The 19101-nt window shown below is 40.2% G+C and carries 6 protein-coding genes; all 6 read left to right on the top strand.

Going from position 1 to position 19101, the window contains the following annotated elements:
- The first annotated feature begins 246 nt into the window (after positions 1-246).
- A complete protein-coding gene (groES, locus tag ACTHPG_RS02045) occupies positions 247-528 on the top strand; it encodes a co-chaperone GroES (protein ID WP_153977313.1) in 282 nt (93 codons plus the stop codon).
- A 73-nt stretch (positions 529-601) separates the two neighbouring features.
- Positions 602-2236: a chaperonin GroEL gene (gene groL, locus ACTHPG_RS02050; RefSeq protein WP_440387415.1), complete on the top strand. Its 1635-nt coding sequence runs from the start codon at positions 602-604 to the stop codon at positions 2234-2236.
- A 385-nt stretch (positions 2237-2621) separates the two neighbouring features.
- Complete coding sequence (locus tag ACTHPG_RS02055) at positions 2622-4367, top strand: clostripain-related cysteine peptidase (protein ID WP_440387416.1); 1746 nt, start codon at positions 2622-2624, stop codon at positions 4365-4367.
- A gap of 400 nt (positions 4368-4767) precedes the next feature.
- On the top strand, positions 4768-11586 hold the full coding sequence (locus tag ACTHPG_RS02060; RefSeq protein ID WP_440387418.1) for a hypothetical protein: 6819 nt from the start codon (positions 4768-4770) through the stop codon (positions 11584-11586).
- A 3-nt stretch (positions 11587-11589) separates the two neighbouring features.
- Positions 11590-17280 (top strand): dockerin type I domain-containing protein, encoded by a 5691-nt coding sequence (locus ACTHPG_RS02065; protein WP_440387420.1) that lies wholly within the window; start codon positions 11590-11592, stop codon positions 17278-17280.
- Positions 17277-18914, top strand: coding sequence for an S-layer homology domain-containing protein (locus ACTHPG_RS02070; RefSeq protein WP_440387421.1), 1638 nt, complete (start codon positions 17277-17279; stop codon positions 18912-18914). Before ACTHPG_RS02065 ends, ACTHPG_RS02070 begins: the two co-directional genes overlap by 4 nt.
- Positions 18915-19101 lie beyond the last annotated feature (187 nt).

A 19101-nucleotide genomic window follows, 5' to 3' on the forward strand; every position in this document is an offset into this window, starting at 1 on the left:
CTCAAGAATTTCGTAGAATAAGAGTAGCGAATTGCCACATGGAACCAGGCACAGTGGGTGTACTTTGGCTAGGTTCTTGTAAATTCATCGTAAATTCTCGCAGGAATTCGTCAAAAGGACTTGAAATCATGCTTCAAGTTGAGTATCATAAAGTTGGTTGTTAGCACTGAACACTGTCGAGTGCTAATACATATGGCTACAACCTACAATGTAACGTTATATAATTTCAAAAGGAGGCTATTTTTCATGATCAGACCTTTAGGTGAACGCGTATTGGTAGAACCACTGGAGCAAGAGCAAACAACTTCTTTCGGGATCGTACTCCCGGACTCCGCCAAAGAAAAACCGCAAGAGGGTAGAATCATTGCAGTTGGTGCTGGAGCATTGAAAGACGGCGTACGTGTGGCTCTGGAAGTGAAAGAAGGAGATCGCGTTATTTTCTCCAAATATGCCGGTACAGAAATCAAGTTCGAAGGTAAAGAATATTTGATTATGAAAGAAAGCGATATTCACGCGATTCTCGACTAATTCAAATTTAATCGGATAACCGAATCATATAGCAATACCATTTTCCAACAAAAACTAGGGAGGTTTTCTTAACATGGCTAAAGACATTAAATTCAGTGAAGACGCTCGTCGCTCCATGCTTCGTGGTGTGGATGCATTGGCTAATGCAGTAAAAGTAACACTCGGTCCTAAAGGCCGTAACGTGGTTCTGGAGAAAAAATTCGGAAGCCCGCTCATCACTAACGATGGTGTAACCATTGCTAAAGAAATCGAACTGGAAGATGCATTCGAGAACATGGGTGCACAACTGGTTAAAGAAGTAGCAACGAAAACCAACGATGTTGCCGGTGACGGTACTACAACAGCAACTGTACTCGCGCAAGCGCTGATCACAGAAGGTCTGAAAAACGTAACTGCAGGCGCTAGCCCAATCGGTATCCGTAAAGGGATCGACAAAGCGGTTAAAGCTGCGGTTGCTGAATTGCAATCCATCTCCAAACCGGTTGAAACCAAACAATCCATCGCACAAGTTGCAGCAATCTCCGCAGCTGACGAAGAAGTAGGCGAACTGATCGCTGAAGCTATGGAAAAAGTAGGTAAAGACGGCGTTATCACTGTAGAAGAATCCCGTGGATTCGCTACTGAGCTTGAAGTGGTTGAAGGTATGCAATTCGACCGTGGATACATCTCTCCTTACATGATCACAGACACGGACAAAATGGAAGCTGTTTTGGACAATCCGTACATCTTGATCACAGACAAAAAAATCTCCAGCACGCAAGACATCTTGCCATTGCTTGAGAAAATCGTTCAACAAGGCAAACCGTTGGTATTGATCGCTGAAGATATCGAAGGCGAAGCACTGGCTATGCTGGTTGTGAACAAACTGCGTGGAACATTCAATGCTGTAGCTGTTAAAGCTCCAGGATTCGGTGACCGTCGTAAAGCAATGCTGCAAGATATCGCTGCTCTTACTGGTGGCCAATTGATCACGGAAGAACTGGGTCTGGACCTGAAATCCGCTGTTGTGGAACAACTGGGTACAGCTCGCCAAATCCGTGTAACAAAAGAAAACACAATCATCGTTGACGGTGCTGGTAACAAATCCGATATCGATGCACGTGTTAGCCAAATCCGTACACAACTGGAAGAAACAACTTCCGAGTTCGACAAAGAGAAACTGCAAGAGCGTCTGGCTAAATTGTCCGGCGGTGTAGCAGTAATCAAAGTCGGTGCGGCTACTGAAACAGAATTGAAAGAACGCAAACTTCGTATCGAAGATGCCCTGAACGCAACTCGCGCTGCGGTTGAAGAAGGTATCGTATCCGGTGGTGGTACAGCGCTCATGAACGTATACAACGCGGTTGCAGGCGTATCCCTGTCCGGTGACGAGCAAACAGGCGTAAACATCGTCCTGCGCGCTTTGGAAGCCCCAATCCGTACAATCGCAGCTAACGCTGGCGAAGAAGGTTCCGTAATCGTGGAACGTCTGAAAAAAGAACAAACTGGCGTAGGCTTCAACGCTGCGACTGGCGAGTGGGTTAACATGATTGAAGCAGGTATCGTTGACCCTGCGAAAGTAACTCGTTATGCATTGCAAAACGCTGCTTCCGTAGCGGCAATGTTCCTGACCACTGAAGCGGTTATCGCTGACAAACCAGAACCAGCAGGTGCTGGCGGCGGAATGCCTGACATGGGCGGTATGGGTGGAATGGGCGGCATGATGTAATAAAGGTGTAAAAACCTTTAAAGCATTAAACAAATGATAATAATACAAGGACCACTTCTTAATATCTATTAAGAGTGGTCCTTTGTTTTGTATGATGATAAGCGATACTAAGGTTATGCTCGCAAGGGATGACTGGAATAATGAATGTGCAGTTGGGTGCTGATACGAATAAACTTAAGAATATTAAGTGATGTGTAGTTCATCAGGCGTCTGGTTAAGCTTCTGTGATTCCACTTAATTGAATAGGATTTCTGATATGGGTAAGAGTCTGTTCTTCTGGAGATCAGGCTCTTTCGCTGATTGCAGAAGTGAATTGCAAGTACGAACTTAAAGATTTCTTTAACTTTCACACGGGGCTAATCCTCCATGATAGGCTAAAGTAGCTATGCAAAAGCAACGAAGAGAACAATGTTTTCTAGGTTTTATCAAGCCGCGTATTTATCTTTCATATATTAAGAAGGGAATTTTCAGATTGAAAGGTCGGAATGTGATGAGAAGTATCCGAGGTTTAATCATTTTATTATTTTTGTTTCTTGCAACAACTTCATCAGCATCGGCACAAGATACACGCCATGCAGATGCGCTTAACCACTTGGGATTATTCAATGGAACGGAGAATGGCTATGAACTCTCAAGGGTGCCTACCAGAGCAGAAGCGCTGGTGATGATGCTTCGTTTGTGGGGGAAGGAAGAAGACGTTCAGAAAAACACCAACAAAAATCCATTTAAGGATACGGGTTGGGAAAGTTCCTATGTGTCGTTTGCCTATGCCAATGGCATTGTTAATGGAATCAGTGAGCATCATTTCGGAGGTAACCAACCAAGTTCTCTAAAGCAATATAGTGCAATGGTTTTAAGAGTTTTGGGATATTCAGAAACAAAGGGTGACTTTACATATGAAACTGCGGATTCTTTCGCTTCAATCGTTTTAGGAATAGACCTTACAAAAGAAGTTAAATTCAATCGGGGAACTCTTGCAAAAATAAGTAGCTATGTTTTAAACACCAGACCCAAAAACCAAATTTCAACACATGGTCAGATCCTTCGAGAGAAAAATGTGTTCACAACGCAAAGTTTAAACGAGGCAAGATCGATTTTGGAGCAGGATAAAAAAATGGATTCAACGACAATTCTAATATATGCAATTGGTTCTGACCTTGAATCACAACAAGGCCAACTAACCAATGACTTGGAAGAGATGTATCGTGGTCAGCCAAACCAAAATACGAACATCCTGATTCAAACAGGTGGAACGCTCAAATATCACAACAAATATATGACGGATGGAGCATCCGAACGCTTTGAAGTTAGCGATGGACGACTTAAAAAGCATCCAAGCCGCATCCAAACCGCCGCATCAGACCCTAAAACACTAAGGGATTTCCTTGTTTGGGGCAAAGCCGTTGCACCAAGTGAGCGTTATATACTCGTTTTATGGGATCACGGGTACGGTACAATGGGTGGCTTTGGTGCCGACGAGCTAAACGGACGAAAAACGATGAAGGTTTCGGAGCTTTCGCAGGCGATCGCTGCATCAGATATGTATTTCGACTTAATCGTCTTTGATGCATGTCTTATGGGCACAGTTGAAACGGCCTATGCGCTTAGAAACTATGGCAAGTATCTCATCGCTTCTGAAGATTCAATCCCCGCAGCAGGATTGTACTATACCACATGGATCAGTGCGCTGGAGCGAAACCCACAAATTAGCTCGGAAAGATTAGGACGTTTAATTTTAGATTCCTTTACCCTTCATTCGGGGATTGAAGCTAGCATGCAGACAACAATGTCAATGATGAAGCTTTCTCAGGCTGAATCATTGGTTCATGCAATAGAAAATGCAGCATTTGATTTCTCACTTACAAACCTTGCAAAAAAATCAGATCTATTAGGCAAAAACGACGGGGTATTTGATCAATATGATCTTATAGATCTAATGGGCAAATCATCAGAAGTTACTGCTTCTGCTCAAGCACTTGCCTTCGAAGTGAGAAATTCAGCAGGATTTAAAAATCGTAATGGTGTGGGAATGTACGTTCCTAACAAAAAAATGGAACATGCAAATGAAATGAGAGAGGAACTAAAAGCCATCGGTCTTAGTTCAAAGTATCTAGAATCTATTTTTAACTAAAATGAGCCTTAAAGCTCAAATTTAATCAAAACGGTTCCTAGATTCTTCATTAAGAGGTTCGCATAGGTTTACCAAACTTTTGCGGACTCTTTTTTTTGCAATTATGTTCACCAGTCTCGTCAAATCATGCCTTCTTTCAAGGATGATCACAGGCTTTCTAATGTAGTCTTTCTATGAAACTTAAAGTTTTCTTTATATAAGACAGTTCCTGCAATTAATGATGATATGATATGAAAAGATCTGTCACAATTTGTCGAACATGATGTATAAATGCTAATGCGTACACTGCCGGCAGCAGGCGACAGCCGCCAAATTAGCGGATTTGAAAATGAAAATGTAACAAATGGATTGTAAGGTGTTAGGTCAAAATGGCAAGCACAATGAACCGAGGAGGCATTACATGAAGAAGATTTTAAGTTTGATGCTAGTCATTTCACTTCTGGCATCAGTAGCACCTGTTTATGCGAATGTGCCAACAGAGTACACCTATGTGTTCGGTGTGAAAACAGGAGGAAACGAAAATGGAGGAACAGATGATGATGTTCATATGGGTGTCAGTACCTATGATTCTGGGATAGCCTCTGATCATTACAGAGCACTTGGCGCCGCTGCGGCTTGGTCTGATGTGCAACATACATTCAAATTGCAGAATATTCCACCATGGAGAATGAATGAATTGGTTTTTTGGCTGGTTGGCAGTGATGACTGGTACGGAGATTCTGTGGTTCTATGGCTTCCTACTATTAATGGGGGCATAAATCCAACACAGGCGAAGACCATTAAATTAAACACATGGACAAAAGATCAGGGCAGACTTTATCGTGATATTTCAGATGTAACAAAACGGAAATTCACAGCTATGGGTAATGTTGATGTTGGTGGAGGAGAGTTCTACCTTGATACTAATTCATCAGGCTCTGAACTTGTAGAGTGGGACAAAAAGGTTAGAGATCAATATGGTGAATACGACATTATGCAATATGAAGATACTCCAGTGATCAACTATACCGTTTCGGACGATGCTGTAGGTAGAGATTGGTTAACATTTGAAGAGCCAACCAAAACAAATAATTTCAAGTTAGATATTGACCGCAAAAAGCTTCACGATGCAATGGTTGCGCAGAATAAAGCGGAGATATCACTAACCTATAGGGTGGCGCTTCTTGCCCAGTCTACCAACGCTGAAAGCCTTGGAGGGACTTTTGCCCATACAACTTCAGGAAATCCCGAAGTTAAAACCTATTTAACAACAAAAATCGGGCAAGCGGATTACTATTATAAAGATGTTACATATACGTTCTATCGCAGCATCTATGACTTAGGCAATGAAAATATTTCGGAAACAGCTACGTTCTCGCATGCAGCTGACAATCGATTTCTAAATCGAAAATTCACAGATGTGAATATTACCGTTGATGCACTTTCAATTCATAGAAAAACGATGATAAAAGAAATTAAAGAAGAACTTATTACTAATTTTCAAGCAACACCAGTGTTATATCTTGGGAATAGTACTACAACACCACTTACTAATCTTACGATGACCAAACTATTGGGAGCGGATGGTAAACCTAATGGTACGCTTCAGTTTACGGGGAAAGTACCCATGGATGTTAGCGAAGTGGAGAGTGAGGGCATAAGGCTACAGCTTAATGATGTATCTACCTTTTTAACGAAAAATGGTGTAAATCAGCCATATTATTTGGAGAGACCTACACCAGAATCGAATTCAGCACAAAGTTTTTATTTTTCTACTCATAAAGTGGACACAAAAACACCAACGATCAGAATTACCGATGAAAATGGACAGGATCTAACAGGACAAAATTCCATTCAAAATAATGTGAAAAAGGTGCATCAATTTTATATGGTGGCTAGCGAAACACTCTACCCTGAGGGGAATGCCGCTCACACCATCGATAATCAAAACTATTTGACATACGAGCTATACAAGAAAAATGGGGATGTCTATGAACCGACAACGACAAGAATAACCAACTTTGACGGTTTGGGTAGCGCAACGAAAGTTACAGCACCTATTAGTACGGAGGTATTAAGAGGCGTTAGTACAAACTTAAGCCCAATTGATCCTACAGAGGGCGAATTCAAGCTTCGTTTGTATGGATGGGATAAAGCTGACAATTCACTTGGTGGAGATGCTGGATACACAGAGATTGAACATATTAAATTAGATAACCAGGCTCCGCGTGTAACGGTTCACGAAAGTGTAAAGCCGCAAGATGCACAGTCTCGTAAAAGAAATGACTATAGATTTGAAATGGAAGATTATCAACAAAGTAATGGCGGTTGGTCTAGAACGTATTATACGTTTATGAACGGTACGGATTCACCACCTAATACGCCTGTAGATGACATCAAACTTGGATCAGAAGAAATTTCTTCAGTTCAAGGCAAGTGGGCATTTGTAGATTCAAAAGGTGAAAGTTCAACGGCTGTATTATCTGTTCCGAAAGGTGATAGCTTTGACGGTACTCTATATTATTTCACAGTGGACTCATTAGGTAACGATTCAAGAAACGAGCAAGCGTCAAAGTATTATACAAAAACAGTCCAGATCTTTAATGGTTCTGTTGCTGACACACTCATTACAAAGGATACAGGTTCACCAAATACACATTTTGATATCAAATTCGATGTAAGTAATTCAAATATTGAAACGAGCTATAGATGGGTCTCTCATCCTCGTAATGGAACAAGCTTCACACAAAACTTTACTGTCTATGATGCAAGCGATGATGTTGGCGCAGCTGAGAAACGTAATAGCAGCGGAACTGAAGTTTTGATGGACGGTAAATATATACTTGAATATCGAGTTAAAGATAAACGCTCTGGCAATTCATTAGAATTTACTCGAGAGTTCACGTACGACAATAAAGCACCGGAAATTAGTTATATCATTGGAAATCAGCATGATCATTTCAAGTCAACACATCAATTTAAAGTTAAAGTGACAGATGCAAGTGGTATTGCAAGTGCAAGTTATTATTTAGCTAAACCAGAAACAGAAACGAAGATTGAGAATACGCAAAATCATCCGCTAACACTGACAGCAAATAGTGAAGGTGTATTCGAAGTTGATCAAACATTAACAATGACAGGACTTCCTTCGGGTGCTTATAGCATTGTTGTTGTTGCGACGGATGTTCTTGGTAAGGAAAGTAAAAAGATTTCCCCGTACTTTGGGATGAGGTCGGGACCTGCGACCATTGAGTCGTTAGCGCATGCTCAAGCAAAGACGCTAAACGGAATAGGTGCAACCAATGACGGAACATATAAGGTCGATGTTGTATTAAATGAACCCCATGTAGCTTGGACTTCTGAAAGTGCAACGAAATATCAAAATCCAGTCTATTATGCAACAATTGACGGGATGCCGACAGATCAGGGTGTGTTAGTTCCAACTTTTACAGAGAGCAATAATTCAGGCGGTAAGTTTGCATTTACACTAGATACACCTGTGGCACTCAAAGAAGGGATCAATACAATATATCTTCAATTTGGACTTTTAAATCACCCTGCTGACGAAAGGCCAGAGTTTTTAACAGAAACAAGACCTGTCAAAATCTTATATGATAGCCAGGCACCAACTTTCGAATTACCGGACTACAGCACTATTCAGCCAACCAACTCATCAGTAACGGCAAGAATAGTAGCTAATGATGTTGGGACAGGCATTTCAAAACTGACGGTTGAGCCAAAAGATCAGGACAAAATCACCGTTTCTCCATATACAAACGGTGCATTCACAGTAACTGTGAGCGAGAACATTACAACAAACCTGGTACTGTCTGACGAGCTTGGCAATCAGGTTTTAGTACCGATTTCGGTTTCGAATATTGACAAGGCAGCTCCGAATGCAAGTGCATCCAGCGAAATGGTAACCAATGGAGCAAGACAAGATGGCCGGATCACGGTCGATGTTTCAGACAAGAGTGACACAACTGTTTCATTCGCGCTTATTAAAGATCCATCAGCCAGTCATATTCTTACTGAAGAAGATTATGAGCTGTTTAATTCGAGTAAATCAGTAAAAATGCAAAGTAGTCAGCCCGTCGTTAATGGCGAAGGAAACAAACAGACAACATATACGATTGATTTGAAAGGGCTAAGTGGCAACTATGCAATTGGGATTAAAGCAGCGGATAACTCAGGCAATATTACTGAAAAAGTATTCGTTGACTCCAGTGTGAATTTGGTGGACGCGGAGGCATCCATTGTAAGTGTTAACGCAAACCCTCAAATAACAAAAACGACTTCAACGGTTAATGTGACATTCAATGTTCCAGTAACAATCATGCCTAATGCACCAAATGAGGGTGATAAGGTGAATGAAATGGCAAGGTCGAACCAGCTGTATACAGGGCTATTAACAACATCTGTTGAGTATGCGATAGAACATGATCTTGTTATTCAGAACAATAACGAAATTAGTCTATATGTTCAGGATGAGGCTGGAAGGGATCGTGTTCTAAAATTCACACCTACTGTTGAATTCATTCAAGGATTTGAGATTACAGGAAATGTAGAGAAAAATGGAGTTCCTATTCAAAATGGAGGATTTATATCCTATACGCAAAGCGATAAGCTCACCTATGTGATTGATCCTAATCCTAATTATTCCGGACAATTTTTCTTTGTTGAGAATGCCGTATTGTCAGGATTAGAACTAAATGCGGAGCTAAGTGTAGTTGATCCTTCATTTACAGAGGTAGAAGGAAGAACGGCTTATTCCAAGCTTGTATTTGAAGCGCTAAGAGATGGGAAGACAACTAAGTCAGCTTACTTCGAGGTCTATACAACGGAAGGAGTTGAAGCTGATCGGATGGAAGATGCGTATGTTGCTATCTCAGTCGTTGATGAAACTGCAGCTGTTACTGATGTGGTGTATTCAACTACTGAGCCAACAAACCAAATTGTGAAGGCAGTGCTTTCAATATCTGACCCGGAAAGCGGGATTATGAAACTGGAACGCTCATATGATGGGACAAACTTTGAGCAAATTGACTCCATTGCATCTCATACCGAAAGATTTGAACAGAATGCAACGGTATATTTCAAAGTAACGAACCAAGCGGGAATAGAAACAACCGTACCCGTTACAGTTTCAAATATAGATACAACGCCAATTGCAGAAGACGTACACTACAGAGTGGAATACACCTACGAAAACTATCTAGGGAATTGGGTTCCAATTCAAGAAGGCAAGGCCTATAGAAGAGTAATGGCAACCATTAAGCCGATCAGTGATCAGAAAACTCTATCGATGACTAATAACAATGCTTCATTTTCAAGAATTCTAACTGAAGATGTTAATTCATTCACCTTTGAGTTTAGAGATCAGGCAGGAAACACAAATTCTCGTACGGTTAGCTATAAGCTTTTTGACAACACGATTGGTCAAACCTCTTATGTGTTATCCAACACAGCAAAGACGAATCAAAATATACATGCAACGATCACATTAACAGACGATTCAGGTGAAATATCATTTGCAGAGGTTAAGAAGGACGATGTCGTGTACCCATTCAAAGGTGAGCCACTTGAGAATGAATATATCGTTGAACTGGATAGCTCAGGTATCTATTATGTGACAGCGTATGACTACGCAGGAAACAAGTGGGTCACTCCAATAACTGTCTCAAATATTAACAAAGTAGCGCCAGTTGCAACTGCGAGAGCGTACAGCACGCTACCAACTGAGATTACTACACAAAGTGTAAATGTGGAGTTGACACAGTTTAGCAAAGATATCAATACAATTAGGGTCACAGGTGTTGAGCCAGTAGGCAGCTTGACCTATAAAGACATCGTTCATATCCCTGGTACCAAAGCAGTTCGCCTTAGAAAAAATGGTACAGTTACGATGTCCTTTGTCGATGACTATGGTAACGAAGGTCATGAGATTATTACGGTTTCCAATATTGTATCTTCACCACCACAAGTTACCGCAACCGCAACATTAGCCAAAGATAAGTTAAGTGTTGATGTGACATTTGACCAAATTCGGGATAGTGATGGCGTTCCGCTCGACATCCTTAGAAATATGAAAGATCTTACCGTTTCTTATAAAGGATATGAATATGCACTTTCAACAGCGGTTGAAAATGAAGATGGGGATGAGGTGTCTTATAAAGATACTGTCATCAATGTTAAAACGAATGGGGAGCATGTCTTCCAAGTTAGAGACAAAACAGGATTAACGCAAAAAATTCTGCTAACGATTGAAGGAATTGAAGTAGGAGCACCAAAGATTAAAGAAATTCATTGGTCTTATAAATATCTTGTGAAAAACGAAGCTGGTGAGTGGGTAGAACAGGATTATCAAAATAAGATTACGGTTGGCGTTGATACATCTGGAAAGGAAGAAGGATATGTTGTCGGAACGGATAAAAATCCAATAACAAATCAGGATGTCACTGTCACTGTTAAAACGGACAAAGATACGAAATCCGTTGGAGGAAACGACGTTTGGGAACTAGATAAGTCCATGAACTATAGCAACAATGGACTATATGTATTTAATCTTCAAGGAAGAACGGGAGAGCAGGCTTCGTATGGTGTTGACATAGGTCTCATCGACAAAACAGCTCCGGAGTTAACACTTGAAAATGGCGAAGAGCTCATCTTCATTGAAGGAATGACTCCTCAAAAAGATGCTTCAATTGCCTATAATAAATCGAAGCTTCTTGACTTTGCAGCATGGGATATGGTTGCCAATAAAAAGGTTGATTTAACTGACAAAGTTACCATCAACTACGATGTTGGCGGGCGAGTATTTAATCCGGACAACATCTCGGCGAATGAATTTAATCGCTCTAATCCTTACTATATAGACTATACAGTAAGAGATGACGCAGGAAATCAAACGACTATTCGTCGTACAGTTCGTCTTGTAGGTCTTTATGACACCATAGCGCTTGTGAACGGAGTCATGCCTGACAGTTCAAATGTTGCAACGGTGATTGGAAACAAAGTTGAGATTTCACTGAAAAACTTTGCTGGAGTATCGTATGCACGTTATGAAAAAGGCAGTTTGACACAAGGTCAAATGAAAACAAAAGGAACGGTCCTGCGGGAGAAAAACGGAGTGTATACCATTGATAATGTCTCAAACGGTTGGTATACCATATATATTCAAACGGACAAGCGTGATTATTTCAATATTTCTGTATATGTTTCAAACAAAGGAGGGAAATAGGCAATGATGATCGATCGTCGATTAAAACGCGGCATAGCTGTATCCCTTATTCTAGCGATGTTATTCACTCTTGTTAGTTTCCCATTGAGTGCAGATGCAAGCAGTGCGAATTATTCAATTGCAAACGACTTTATGAAGTATTCTATCAATCCAAAAACAGGTGGATTTTCGATTGAAACCGTGGATGGTCATCCGCAAAAAGCGTTTGACAACAATATTCCGCTTCTCTATAAGGAAGATACGGCAAGAAGTAATGGAACATCCTTTACTACCGTTCGTATCGATGGAAAAGATTATATTTTCGGTCAGGAATATGGATGGTTCGGAATAGATACCAAGCTTCATGAACCTGTTGTCTCTGAGCAAAATAGACTTTTGACGATTGCATGGGATATCAAGGGTTACACGATCACACAAAAGGTTTCCATTTCTACTGACCCTAATAACTCGCGGGTTGGAAACGTTGGTATTTCATATGATGTGGTCAATAATAATAGCAAAGCGGGAACGGTAGGTATTCGTCTCCTTCTGGATAACGCACTTGGTTCAAATATTGATGCACCTCATGTGCTCGTGAACCCAAAACAACCGACCATCGTGGAAACAGAATACAGCGGTGAAAACCTGCCGCAACAAATCAGATATGTGGATTCTCTTTCAGCTTCAGACAAAATGGCCTACGCCCTTTTGTCTGGTTGGAGTGGGAACAAAGATGTAAATGTGGATAAAGTTATTGTTGGACATTGGGTTAATCTTGCAAATACAAGATACGATTATACACCGAATCCTAACGTTGACTTTACGAACTATTCAAACAAGTATTTAGTGCCTGATACGGCGACAGCATATTATTGGAATGAAAAACCCATTGAGGCAGGGGAAGTGAGAATTTCAGAATTGTTATATGGTGTGGGTAACTTTTCTGATCAAACACAAAAGAAAGAGGTAGCAATCGGGATCCAGACAGATAAAGTTCAAGTGAATGAAGGCAAAGATGGATATCTAAACGATGGTAAGTTTAAAGCGACAGTAACCATTGACAATAGTGTTACAGGAGCTAAAGAACTAATAGAACCGGTGGTTACCCTTACTCTCGATGAGGGACTTACTTTTGCAGCGACGAATACAAGAGAATATACGGTGAGAATTTCTGGTGGATTAAACATTGGTACTGTATTTGACATTCCCGATCTAGAAATCATCGCAGAGAAACAATCCATGATTACGGCAAAGCGATTAATAGTTTCGTTAAACGCAACGGCAATTATGGATTCAAGCACACATAAATTGGTTGAGTATAGTGCGAATTCAAACATTTTAATTCCCGCGATTGAAGGAGAACTTCCTAATGTCTCATTGAAACATATTTTCCCTTCGGCAGTTTTTAATGAAGGAGACAAAAATATAACCGTTTCTGGAGATATGAACGAATTGAAACAAGCGATTACAGGAATTGATGGATGGGATCTTTATCTTGTCTCTGCATCAAGCGGCGCAACTACGTTAATCGACAAAAGAAAAATAAGTTTTGTTGAAGATGGTCAAGCCCTTTCGTTCTCGACCAATGAAAATTTGCCCGTTGGAAAATATAACATTGAATTCAGATTTACAAATCAACAGTTAATCAGTGCGTTTAAAGAAAAGATTATTTCTACAACTCAAATAGATGTAACTAATAATCTGGCGGATAAAAGTGCAAGCTACGGAATTGTTTCACTAGTTCGAATAACAAACTCTTCTAATAATAGACAGTTATATGATTATGTAAATTTTGAAAACGAAGATGTAATGAAAAAATTTATCGAGGGTAGCGTCACTAGAAATGGTATTGTTCATAACAATATAAAATATGTAGAAGATGAAACCGAAATTCTATTGACCGTTCGTGGGAAAGTCAGGCTAATGGGTACGGGTGTTAATCGATATTACTCTGCCAGTAAAGCCGATGGCGACATTACGATTAACAACATCTTGACGTATGATAGCAACACGCCACTTAAGATGACGGTTACGGACGCTGGCGCAAAATTAGAAGGCGATGGCACCATAAAAGTCATAAACTCTGTTAATGTATGGCATAATAAATGGTTTTTTGAAGTTAATAATGGAGTGAAATACAGCTTGAATGGTGAAGCTGTTTCCGAGGATGAGGCTGAAGCATTAGAACTGAAATTTGGAGATGCAGGTTCTATGCTACAAAATATTGCAGGATTTTTAATCAACATCAAGTACGGTGTCATGACTCAGGATAAGGAAGACTTCGGAATTAGCTTCGGCGGAAAGATTTCAATGCCTTTAAAAGCAGCAGATAAGAATAATGGTGAAGAGCATTATGACTACAAGGGCTCCCTTACTGCCGAGATTAGTGATATCCGCTATGGTAGTAAAGATAAGAAAATCGGTTTTATTGGTGTCAATACGACACTAGCTGTAGCTCTGCCAGAAGATATACTAGGTCCATTAGTAGGAAATAAAGTGGGTGCTATGGCAGAAGTAACAATAGATACGATTGATGGAATCTATAAGCTGGATTACGGAGTTGCTCTTACCATGCTAGAAGTAGAAGGTTCGCTGGCATTTAAAGAGGTTCCTATCAATAATGTTCCAAATATCATGCTTGACGAACTTACATTCTTCTTAGCAAGTAATACGACGAAAGTTCCGATTGTTACGCCATATGTATTTATGACAGGTCTTGGTGGAGGTTTCGGAAATCTTGCAGAGACCATTTCGGGAACATCAGACGGTAAACTTCCCCCCATCACACTTCATCTTCAAACAAGGTTATTAATAAATCTGGTTATTGTAGGTGACTTCAAGCTGGAAGCAAAACTATCCGGTCTTAGTCTTGAAGGTACGGGTCGGTTGGCAAAAGACGATGAAGGAAGATTACTTAATCTTGAAGCAGGAATGAATGTTCAGTGGATATCACCATTTCAGCTAAATGCCTTTGGTAATATTAGTATTCATGCCGGGGCGGTTCGTGGTGGTATTACGATTAAAATTACTGAAGATTATTTCTATGGTTATGTATACGCAGGATTCTATATTCCAACTTCAGTCCCCATCATAGGAGGAAAGGAAATTGGAGGCGTTGAGGCAGCTGTTTCATCTGACTTTGTTGGTGCAAACATGAAAGTCATCGGCGTGAAATTTGGCTTTATCTATTATTGGGATGGCGATTTTAACTTTGGTAGTTCCATCAATCTCGCTTCTAGAGGAAAAGCTGTACACTATGTTCACTCGGAAGAACTGGATGCGAACGGAAATCTTGTGCCTACCACTGCATTATATGGAACGAATATGAGAAGGCTCACGACAAAGGAAATAGCTAAAACTAGAGCCGGAGATGGCATTACAAAAGAAGTGATCCCGGCATCAAAAGATTCACTACTGTTTGAAATCCCACTTCGTGGCCATGTCAAACCTTCTGCATCTGAAATCATAGTCACTAATCCAGCTGGTAATAGATTGACAATGGTTGAAGACGATAATAAGGGAAATGGAAACTATCTTGTTCAGACTATGAATGGTAAAAATACGTTGTATATTTCAGTGATTGATCCAGCTCTTATTGTTGGTGGTAACTGGTCCATTTCAGTGACAACACCAAATGTGTATATCGACAATTTTGAAGTAAACAGTGTTGAAAATATCCCGGAGCTTACAGGTATTAGAACTACTCATAGTAGTAATACGAGCCGTGAGCTTGATGTGTCTTGGACAACAGACGGGCAAAGTGCATATTCAGGAGCAGTTAATGTCTATGTCACCAAAGATCCATCCATTATGCAAACCATTGAATCAGATAACATGCAAGACACATCATCATTAATTAGTATTGGTAATCTTGAGCTGGATGAAATTAAATCAGGTTCTCATGTCTTTACACTTCCGGAGTCTTTCCCTGAAGGGAAGTATTATGTGGTTGCAATGCTTGTTAACCATCTGGGTGGAATGAGTAAGCAGATCACTGCATCTCCAATCACTTTTACCAATCCATTACTTCCACAAGAACCTAAATCAGTAACAGCGGAATACAGTGGAGATGGATACGTGAAAGTTAACATCAATGGAAGTGACCAAACTGCAACCCATTATTTTGTGGCGATTGAAGATGAGAACGGGGTTGAGATTGAGAATTCCTTTGGTCAGTTCCCTGTAGGCAGTGAAATTAGGTTGAAACCATTAGAAGACCAAACCAACCTCCCTCTATTAAAGGAAGGCAAGAAGTATTTTATCAAAGTAAAATCCGTTAAAATTGTCGAGTCAGCACTTCATGCTACGGAATATTATAGCTCTACCAAGGTTGCATCATCGCAAAGCTTTGTTATGCCTGCCATGGGTAAACCTAAGCTTGTCAGTGTTGAAACCAATATCGACAAATCAAAAGAAAATTATTATTTAAGGACTGGACAATTAGAGGCAACGTACACGTTCGATCGACCGGTCAAAATGACATTGACCCTGAACAAGGAAAACAAGAACACGCCTGAAGAATTTAAGACGGTTTGGTCATTTGAAGAAAACCTTGAAGACGGTGAAAATTTGATTGACTTTACTGCAGTTAGTGAAAATCGAGACACCATTCAAGGTAGCAGATCATCAGGAGCAATAGGTGTTACTGTTGATACAAGTGCCCCCATATTACTTTTAGGTGAAGAAGTAGAGCCAAGCCTTGATAAGGGGCTGGTTGATAATACAGTCAGCAATCAAGTTGTTTTTGTTAGTTCGGACTCAAGCTACAGCTTCCATGGGCTAACAGAGGTATCTGCATCATTAACTTTAGATGGTAGTTCAGAAGGTATTGTGATCCATCCAGACGGCACATTTGTCGTTAATCGTAAGAGTTCCAGTCAAGAACCAAACGAAACTTTACAGCTTAAAGCAGTTGATAAAGCTGGAAACGAAACGGTTGTTCCCGTTTATCTTGTGAATCGTGAATTGTCAGAGTTTGAGAGTATTAAACTTATATCTGACCTTGAGAACTCGCAGAATCAACCTGATGTGATCGAACTTGGGATTGGCGGAAAAACAGTGCTTTCTGTTAAAGGTCTTCGTCAGGGTGGCGAATTGGACTTAAAAGAAGAAGATATTGTATGGGATGTTCTATATAATCAGAACATTATCAAGATTTCACAGGATGGTACCATTGAAGCTTTGGCTCCAGGCGAAACGGCAATCAAAGTTGGTTATAGACTTTCTGCTTTTGAAGATGAGAATGGGAAAATAGTCTATAAAGAACTATCAGATGTAATCAACATTCGTGTGAAAGATCTTGGATATCGTTATGAAGTTCGACAATCACAAGGATTCTCGTTGTTCACCATATATACGGAGATCAATATGGGTAAAGCAACAGTTGTGATTGATGGCAAGAAACAAACGCTCTTGTATGACAATCTTAAAAAAGCATATATTGGTTCTTCAAGAGAACTTGTCACGGGTGAACAATTAACAGCCAATCTTGTTTTTGAACCAACGTTGAAATCTCCTAATCTTCTTCGTGGAGATACGAATGGTAGTGGGGCTGTAGATCGAGCAGACGTTCTGGCGACGATAAAAGCGATATTAAATAATGTCTACAATGGCTTTAATTCTTCTGAAGACTGGATGAGATCTGATATAAACGGTGATGGTGTTGTTGATATTGTAGATGCACAACTCATACTAATGGAGGCACTGAGACGATGATGAAACAATTGAAAATAATATTGTGCATGCTACTTCTGGTAGCTACTCTACCATCATACGTCTACGGGGCAGACGATGCTGCTGACCTTAGTTATCGTGTGGACATCACAGTAACTGACAGCTCTGGTACTCCAAAATCTTCATTTGATGTTGGAGAGAACATATTTGTGAAACTAAGTCTTGCATATACTGGTGCGGGTAAAGCGCCGGTATATGGTTTTCAAGGAAAGCTACACTTTGATTCTTACGTTGTAAAAAACACAAGTGTCAAAATGGAAAAGGACATTTCAATGAATTATTCCTATGGTGACATCAATTATGTATTTCTCGATATGACCGCCAACGGTAAAGATGATGAAATCATGAAAAATATCGGGACTGCTGTCTTCCAAGCCAGAAATAACGGAACGTTCGATTTTTCTTTAAGTAACTTTCTCATCACGAATAAAGATGCAACCCTGAGGGGAATTGAACCGTTTGAAGATGTACAAATTGTGGTCGGTTCTGGTGTAAAGGAAATCTCTAAGTCTTCACTATATGAAGACATTGAGGCTGCAAAAGCTTATCTTGCTTCAGTTACGATTGCGGATAATCCCAAAGTCATATATTATCCAGACTTTTGGTATACAACAAAATCCGCTCAAAATCTAAGAAGTGCGATCTCTAAGGCTGAGGCTGTTTTTGAGAATGAAAACGCGTTGGATACGGAAATTTCTGAAGCAATAGATTTGCTTGAGATTGCATTTTCTAATTTTGAGAATTCGAAAATTGTAGGCCCGAAACGTTGGGTTATCACGGACGAGGATTCTAATGCTTCTAATGGTGGTTCTAGTGGTTCTGAGGGCCCTAAACATCAGCTTAACTATACGGTTAACGCTTCTGTGAAAGGTGGGAATGGTAAAATTGCTGATGGCTTTGAAAATCAAACGATTCGTGCAACAACCTCTGCCACGATCAGAGTGATTCCTGATGAAGGGTTTGAAACAGAATATATCATTGTCAACGGCGAAAAATTCATAGGTCGTGACATTTATACCATTCCAGAGATTAGTCGTGACACAACTGTAGTTGTTACATTTGTAAGAAAGACTCCTTTTACAGATATAGCACATGACGATTGGTTCTATTTTTCTGCAAGATATGTTTACAATGCGGGGCTATTCACAGGAACTTCTGAAACTGAATTTTCACCCTCAAAGAACATGAGTCGTGCAATGCTTGCTACTGCACTATATCGTATGGAAAATCAACCTAATGTTAAATTTGCAGATGTTTTCTCAGACGTTCAAAGTGGTCGTTGGTATTCAGATCCTATTATTTGGGCAAACGAAAGCAAGATCGTTAACGGATATGGTAAGGGGAGATTCGCTCCTAATGTTTCAATCACTCGTGAGCAAATTGCGGTGATGCTCTATCGATACGCAGAGAGTAAAGGGTTGAGCCTGCAGAGTGAAATTTCAACCCTTAGCTTCAAAGATGCAGATAAAATTTCGGCCTTTGCCAAAGAGTCAATACATTGGGCTGTGTCAAAGGGCATTATGAATGGTAATTCTGATCTGACTCTAAATCCTTCTGGTCTTGCAACTAGAGCAGAAGTTGCTACGATGATTCAAAGGTTCAAAGAATTAGAATAAATTGAACTAAGATTAGTTCAATTTATATAGAAGAATTTTAAGTTGATATAAACCAAACTGACATAGAGCTTTTCTTTGTCGGTTTGGTTTTTTTCTGTGAACCTTTGGTGTCACACAAAAGTGGTCTCATCCAACAAGTTTGGTGGCTTGATGTAATAAAGGTGATTTTGATTTATGTTAGCTCTGA

The organism is Paenibacillus sp. SAF-068 (genome assembly GCF_051967555.1).
Lineage (GTDB): Bacteria > Bacillota > Bacilli > Paenibacillales > Paenibacillaceae > Paenibacillus.

Coding starts and splice junctions, on each gene's coding strand:
- ACTHPG_RS02070 (WP_440387421.1), top strand. CDS start 17,277: ATGATGAAACAATTGAAAATAATATTGTGCATGCTACTTCTGGTAGCT.
- ACTHPG_RS02065 (WP_440387420.1), top strand. CDS start 11,590: ATGATGATCGATCGTCGATTAAAACGCGGCATAGCTGTATCCCTTATT.
- groES (WP_153977313.1), top strand. CDS start 247: ATGATCAGACCTTTAGGTGAACGCGTATTGGTAGAACCACTGGAGCAA.
- ACTHPG_RS02055 (WP_440387416.1), top strand. CDS start 2,622: ATGCAAAAGCAACGAAGAGAACAATGTTTTCTAGGTTTTATCAAGCCG.
- ACTHPG_RS02060 (WP_440387418.1), top strand. CDS start 4,768: ATGAAGAAGATTTTAAGTTTGATGCTAGTCATTTCACTTCTGGCATCA.
- groL (WP_440387415.1), top strand. CDS start 602: ATGGCTAAAGACATTAAATTCAGTGAAGACGCTCGTCGCTCCATGCTT.